The sequence below is a fragment of the Brevibacillus sp. FW306-2-1A-C05A genome (assembly GCF_058781555.1).
This window is the reverse complement of sequence record NZ_JBYSWV010000093.1, coordinates 1-5,850: the sequence shown is the minus strand read 5'-3', so window position 1 is coordinate 5,850 and position 5,850 is coordinate 1. Positions and strand designations below refer to the sequence as shown.

General features: G+C 56.1%; 5 protein-coding genes and 1 pseudogene. 1 reads left to right on the top strand and 5 read right to left on the bottom strand.

The features are described from left to right. Positions 1 to 76 (bottom strand): annotated as a pseudogene (locus tag AC3WJN_RS25375) (IS200/IS605 family transposase); the annotation flags it as partial. 46 nt (positions 77 to 122) lie between these two features. Beyond that, positions 123 to 1,850: a methyl-accepting chemotaxis protein gene (locus AC3WJN_RS25370; RefSeq protein ID WP_005832106.1), complete on the bottom strand. Its 1,728-nt coding sequence runs from the start codon at positions 1,848 to 1,850 to the stop codon at positions 123 to 125. Positions 1,851 to 2,108: 258 nt separating this feature from the next. On the opposite strand from AC3WJN_RS25370, the gene solA reads away from it, so the two are divergent. Beyond that, positions 2,109 to 3,242: an N-methyl-L-tryptophan oxidase gene (gene solA / locus AC3WJN_RS25365; protein WP_007777018.1), complete on the top strand. Its 1,134-nt coding sequence runs from the start codon at positions 2,109 to 2,111 to the stop codon at positions 3,240 to 3,242. A gap of 66 nt (positions 3,243 to 3,308) precedes the next feature. Here the strand turns inward: solA and AC3WJN_RS25360 are convergent, their stop codons facing one another. The 3 genes from AC3WJN_RS25360 to AC3WJN_RS25350 all read right to left on the bottom strand — a co-directional run bounded on the left by AC3WJN_RS25360 (position 3,309) and on the right by AC3WJN_RS25350 (position 5,736). After that, positions 3,309 to 4,139, bottom strand: a complete 831-nt coding sequence (locus AC3WJN_RS25360) for a protein-glutamine gamma-glutamyltransferase (RefSeq protein ID WP_007777021.1) — start codon at positions 4,137 to 4,139, stop codon at positions 3,309 to 3,311. 186 nt (positions 4,140 to 4,325) lie between these two features. Beyond that, on the bottom strand, positions 4,326 to 5,237 hold the full coding sequence (locus AC3WJN_RS25355) for a DMT family transporter (protein WP_005832112.1): 912 nt from the start codon (positions 5,235 to 5,237) through the stop codon (positions 4,326 to 4,328). Positions 5,238 to 5,295: 58 nt separating this feature from the next. Then, positions 5,296 to 5,736 carry a GNAT family acetyltransferase gene (locus tag AC3WJN_RS25350; protein WP_005832113.1) on the bottom strand — a complete coding sequence of 147 codons (441 nt, stop codon included), beginning with the start codon at positions 5,734 to 5,736 and terminating at the stop codon, positions 5,296 to 5,298. Between the last annotated feature and the right edge of the window lie 114 nt (positions 5,737 to 5,850).

The following is a 5,850-nucleotide window of genomic DNA, read 5'->3' as shown; positions in this document are numbered from 1 at the left end:
TTCTTCTGTACCGAGGGCAGAACACAAAATGGTAGTTTAATAATGAAAGGGTTGTGCTTGTTCTTCTGTATTCGTTCTAGTACAAGGAAACTTCGACCGTTCCCGAAGTGTGATTGCACGCCTTACACTTTGAAGCGGCTAATCATCTGCTGCAGCTCCTCCGCCATGGTGGAAAGGGCTGTCGCCGAAGAAGTGATTTCCTCCATCGCTGCGAGCTGCTCCTCGGTAGCAGCGGAAACGTTTTGCGTACCGTCGGCTGCGATCTCCGACACCTCGCTTACCAGCTCAATCGCCTGCACCACTTGCTCGGAGTGCGCGGATACTTCCTGAGCTGCCGCCGACACGTCCTGGATCTGGTCGGCCACGGTCGTGATCGACATTTGAATCTGTCCGAACGTCTCGCCCGCATGGTGCACCACGAGAATCCCTTCCTGCACTTCTTTTGTTCCCGACTCCATCGACTCCACAGCGAGCTTCGTGTCTGTCTGAATCGTTTGAATCAACTGCCCGATCTGCTGCGCCGACTTGGACGACTGCTCGGCCAGCTTGCGCACCTCGTCGGCTACGACTGCAAAGCCCCGGCCGTGTTCGCCTGCTCGCGCTGCCTCAATCGCTGCATTGAGCGCAAGCAGATTGGTCTGCTCGGCGATGCCTGTAATGACTTCGATAATTTGCCCGATTGCCTGCGAGTGGTTGCCCAGCCCATCGACTACCCCGGCCAGCTCGCGGATCGAATCGTGAATGGCGTTCATTTGCTGGACAGCGGCCTGGATCGACTGGTTTCCTTCGCCTGCCATCGACGCCACCTGGACGACCATGCTGGACGCCTGCTGGGCGTTCGCCGCAATTTGGCGTATTCCCCGGGACATGTCGTCAATTGCTTTTGCCCCTTGCTCCACGCTGGCGACCTGACGATCCGTACCAACCGCGACCTCCTGCACCGTAACCGCGATCTGCTCTGTCGCCCGGCTCGTCTGCTCAGCGCTTGCCATCAATTCCTCGGCCGATGCCGCTACCTGCTCCGATGTCGCGCCGGCCTGGCGGATCACCCTTTTGAGGCTGTCCGTCATCTCATTGAAGGAATTGGCCAGATCGAAAATCTCATCGCGAGTTTTGACCACAAGCGGCTCCACGCGCAGGTTTCCTTGCGCGACTTCCTTCATTTCAGCCACCAGGCGCAGCACCGGACCGCGAATGCTTCTCGTCAGCCAGAGAGCCAGCAGCAGGCAGCCCGCGATGGAGGCGGCGAGCGTAATGAGATTGTCCCGTTTGAGAGCCGCGTACAGCTCGGCGCTTTCCCTGCCTGCCCGTTCCGTTCCCATTTTGTTGAACGCGATCATGGCGTCGATGTGCTTCTTGCGCTCCGTGAACAGCTCGCTCGCCTTGTCCCGCACACGCTTGAGCTCGGCCAACTCTTCCGGCGTCACCCCGCGCGTGATGTCCATCTTTTTGCCGACTTCCACAAATTCCTGATTGAAAATCTCGTACTGCTTCATGGCTGCCTTCAAGCCTTCGAAATGCTTCCGATCCTCCTCATCGATAATCGTTTTTTCATAGCTCATCAGCAATCCGTCGATATAGACGAAGTTTTCATCAATTTGTCCGGCGTATTTGTTTTTGTCTGCCAGCGATTCAGCGTTCAGAATCGTCTGATTCAGGCCGTAGATCGTTTCCAGCGTCGAATTGATTTTCAGGATTGCCTCCATGCCCGGCTGCCAGACGGACTTCATTTCTTCGACTTTGCTGTTGATAAGGCTTGTCTTGTATGTACTCATGGCTCCCATATATGCGATCACCATGAGAATTAGGGCAAACGCGCTGCCCAGCTTTTTCCCGATCGTCCACTTCATAGAAACACCACTTTTCTCGACATTGTATGATATCGCTAAATCCATATTCCCTTTTCAATTTCAAGGTAAACATGCCCGATACAAATTGTACCCTCTCTACCAAAAATAACAACATCTAACATATGAAACTGGTAATATTCAGAATTTTTCTCAGATTGATTGCTACGAGAAAAACGTAAGTTCTATAATGGGGAAGAAGAGATAGATGCGGCTTTGGCATCAGAAACAGCAGCACGACCAACTTAGGGGGAATCCTTTATGCAAACATACGAAGTAATCATCGTCGGCGCAGGCTCGATGGGCATGGCCGCCGGTTACTATTTGGCCAAAAGAGGCGCAAGCGCGCTGCTGATTGACGCTTTTGACCCTCCGCACACGATGGGCAGCCACCACGGAGACACCCGGATCATTCGCCACGCTTACGGAGAAGGCAAGCAGTACGTGCCGTTTGCCTTGCGGGCGCAAGAGCTGTGGGCCGAGCTGGAACAGGCCGCGAATGTGAAGCTGTTCAGCCAAACCGGGGTGTTGAGCGCAGGCGCGCACGATTGCGCCTTTTTGCAGGAGGTGCGGGAGAGCGCCGAGCGCTACTCGCTTCCGCTCGAAGTGCTGACCGCCCAGGAGGTGCGCGAGCGCTGGCCGGGAATCGAGCTGCCCGATCATTTTTACGCTTGTCTGGAGCCTGCTTCCGGCGTTCTCTACTCGGAACATGCCATTCGCGCTTACCGCGAGTTGGCCACAGCTTCTGGCGCAAGCCTGCTGACCAACACGAAAGTGACCAGCCTGCAAACAGACGGGGCAGACGTGATTGTGCATACAGACTCCGGGAGCTATCGCGGCAAAAAGCTGCTCGTCTCCGCCGGGGCCTGGAACGCGCCGCTGCTGCAGGAGCTCGGCTTGTCCGTTCCGCTAGTCCCCACGCGCAAAACCGTCGCCTGGTTCGGCGCAGACGAAAGCTTGTACAGCGCGGATCGGTTCCCGGCCTTCGTCTTCCACCTGGGTGACTCCATGTTTTACGGCTTTCCGAGCATCGATGGAGCAGGTGTCAAAATCGGCCGCCATGACGGGGGACAAGCCATTGATCCCGACACGCTGGAGCGGACCTTTGGCTGCTATTTATCGGATGAAGGCGATGTCCGCGCGTTCCTTGAGACGTACATGCCGCAAGCGGCGGGGGCCTTGCGCCAGGGCAGAGTCTGCATCTACACGATGACGCCTGACGAACATTTTGTCATCGACCGCCATCCGGACAACCCGCACATCGTCTTTGCCGCAGGCTTTTCCGGCCACGGCTTCAAGTTCGCGAGCGCAGTAGGAGAAGCTGCCAGCCAACTGCTCATCGACGGGGAATCCAAGCTCGATTTGTCGATGTTTTCGCTCAGCCGTTTTTCGTAACCACTGTCAGTCCGCCATCAGCAAAAAGCCTCTCGCCATAACTTCGGCTCGAGGCTTTTTTCGTCTTCACCATTCCCAAAAAAGCGAACCGATCTGCGCCGTAATCCGACTGCCCATGTCTGCGGCCCGCTGCTCGAAGCGCACCTGCGGACGCCGGTTGTCGTACGGGAACAAATAGGCGAAGCCGGGGCGTGTCGCCTGGGGAACAAGGTACGCAGACCTGGTTGCCCCTACCCTGCGCTGTTCGTTCAAAAACTCGATCATCGACTCGGCGTCACGAATGCCCGCTCCGTGCCCGTAGTACAGCCCTCTGCCCAGATCGACCGCATTTTCCCCCTGCCATTGCGGCTTGTCGGGGTTGTGATCCGGGTTGGCAAAATACAAAATATCGCCCGGCAAAAACGTCGTCGTCGGGATCGTCCGCAAATCGAGATCCTGATCGTAGCGCCAGTCGTAGAGCAAAATATCCGCGAACAGCCGCTCGAAGTCTTCCCGGCGGATCGACTGGAGAACGGCGTGGTACAAAATAATGACCATCGCTGTCGCACACTCGGTCGCGTATTTTCTGCCTTCCTGAAAAATGTTGATGATTCCTTGCGAGGGCAAAATCCCCTGTCTCAGCCGAAAGCCGCCCAGCTCGGTGCGGTCCCAGTACGCCGGGTTGGCGCGCGATCTTTCATAGGTGGAAAAGGCGATCCCGCTGGCGTACAGCGCCCGTGCCGAGCGCACCAGATGGTCCCTCATCTTCAGTTCGAACTGCAGCAATTCAGGCTGCGGGTAGGAGAACTCCTCCCGGCTCTCCGCCATCCGCTCCACCACTTCTCGCTGGACCTCGTTCAATCCCCACTCCATTGCCAAAGCGTCCGGATCGGCCCGTCTGCCACTGATGATTAACATAGACAACCTCCTCTGCACACACCGTCCTTGGTATGTGTATGCGTCCGCCCATGTCCATGTGTGCGAAAAAAAAAACGGTCGCGCGGCATTCGCGGGAAATTGCTGCCCGGTCTGGCAAAAAGGCACGCCCGTTCGTTGCCAAAAAAATTCCGCCTGCGCTGTACGCAGACGGAAAACAAGCCAGCCTCAGCCTCTTGCCTGCTCCAGCGCCGCAGGCGTCTTGGCCGGAACGTGCTTGAGCTTGGCAAACAAGTAGCAGCCGACGATGACGATGACGCTGCCCAGAAGCTGGAGCACGCTCATCGTCTCGCCCAGCAGCAAAAAGGCGAGAATCGCGGTAAACACCGGGTTGAAGTTGAGGAACATGCCAGCAGAGGTCGCCCCGACCTTTTGCACCCCGACATTCCACAAGACCATGCTGACCACAGTCGCCATTACGCCGACGTAAAACAGCGACAGCCAAAATGACCAGGTCGTATTCTCAACGGTAAACGTCGTCAGATTAAACGGCAGCATCAGCGCTACGCCGAAAAGTCCCGAGTACAGGGTGGACATCATCGGCGACACGGTTTTCATCGCCCAGCGTCCACAGACGGAGTAAATTCCCCACATCGCCACAGCCGCCAGCATCCACAGGTCGCCTGTATTGAAATGCAGTTGCTCCAAATGGGTAAAGTCGCCTTTGCAAAGCACGACCAGCACGCCTGCAAAAGAAATGAGCATGGCGACGATTTGCAGCGGCCGAATTTTTTCCCCGATCAGCAAAAACGAGAAAATCGCGATCGAAACCGGGTTGAGCGTCGACAAAAGCCCGACATTGGTAGCGTCTGTCCGCTCCAGCGCCCAGAACATAAACAGATTGAACAGCGCCACGCCTGTCACGCCCATCACGATCAACGGAACGAGCGCCTGTCGCGTGGGCAAGATCCGCTTTTCGCGCACCCAGACGACAGGCAGCAAACAGGCGACTGCAATCAGCCAGCGCAAATTGGTCAACGTCAACGACGACGCGTGTCCGACCAAAAATTTACCGACGACGAAGTTTCCTCCCCAGAGGAAGCTGGTACAGAGTAAGAGTCCGACATATAGGGGTTTCATAGTTCATGCTGCCTCCTGCCAAGCTGTTGAATGATCGTCTAGCTAAATCCGTCCTCTATCATACACCTTTCTTCGCGTCTTGGGGCGGCGCAATCCATTTTTCCATGAAAATCAGCTCGCAAGCGGCGAAGCCCAACTGCCTGTAAAACGATTGCACGCCGCTGTTTTCCGGCTCGATCAGCAGGTTGATTTTCTCGCAACCCACATTCATAAGCCGCCGCTCCAGCTCCTGCATGAGCCGGCTTCCCAGCGCCTGGCCCTGGCAGGCGGGATCGACCGCCAGATGATTGACCCAGCCGCGCCGTCCGTCATAGCTGCCCATGACAGCCCCCACGACCTGCCCGTCATCGTTTGTTGCCACCAAAAACAGCTCCGGGTCGCGCTCCAGCTTGCGGCGCAATCCTTCCCGCGTATCGGAGCGGGAAAGCACAAGCCCTGCCCGCTGCCAAAGCTCGACGACTGCCTCATACTGCTCCCATGCAAACGACTGTAATTGCAAGGTATGACACTCCTGTTTGTATTTTTATAAAACAAAACACTAGCGTTGCATTAATCTTTTCATACCATTCAAAATCATCATAACTTTCAGCGTTCAAGTGTTCTCAGGCATAAA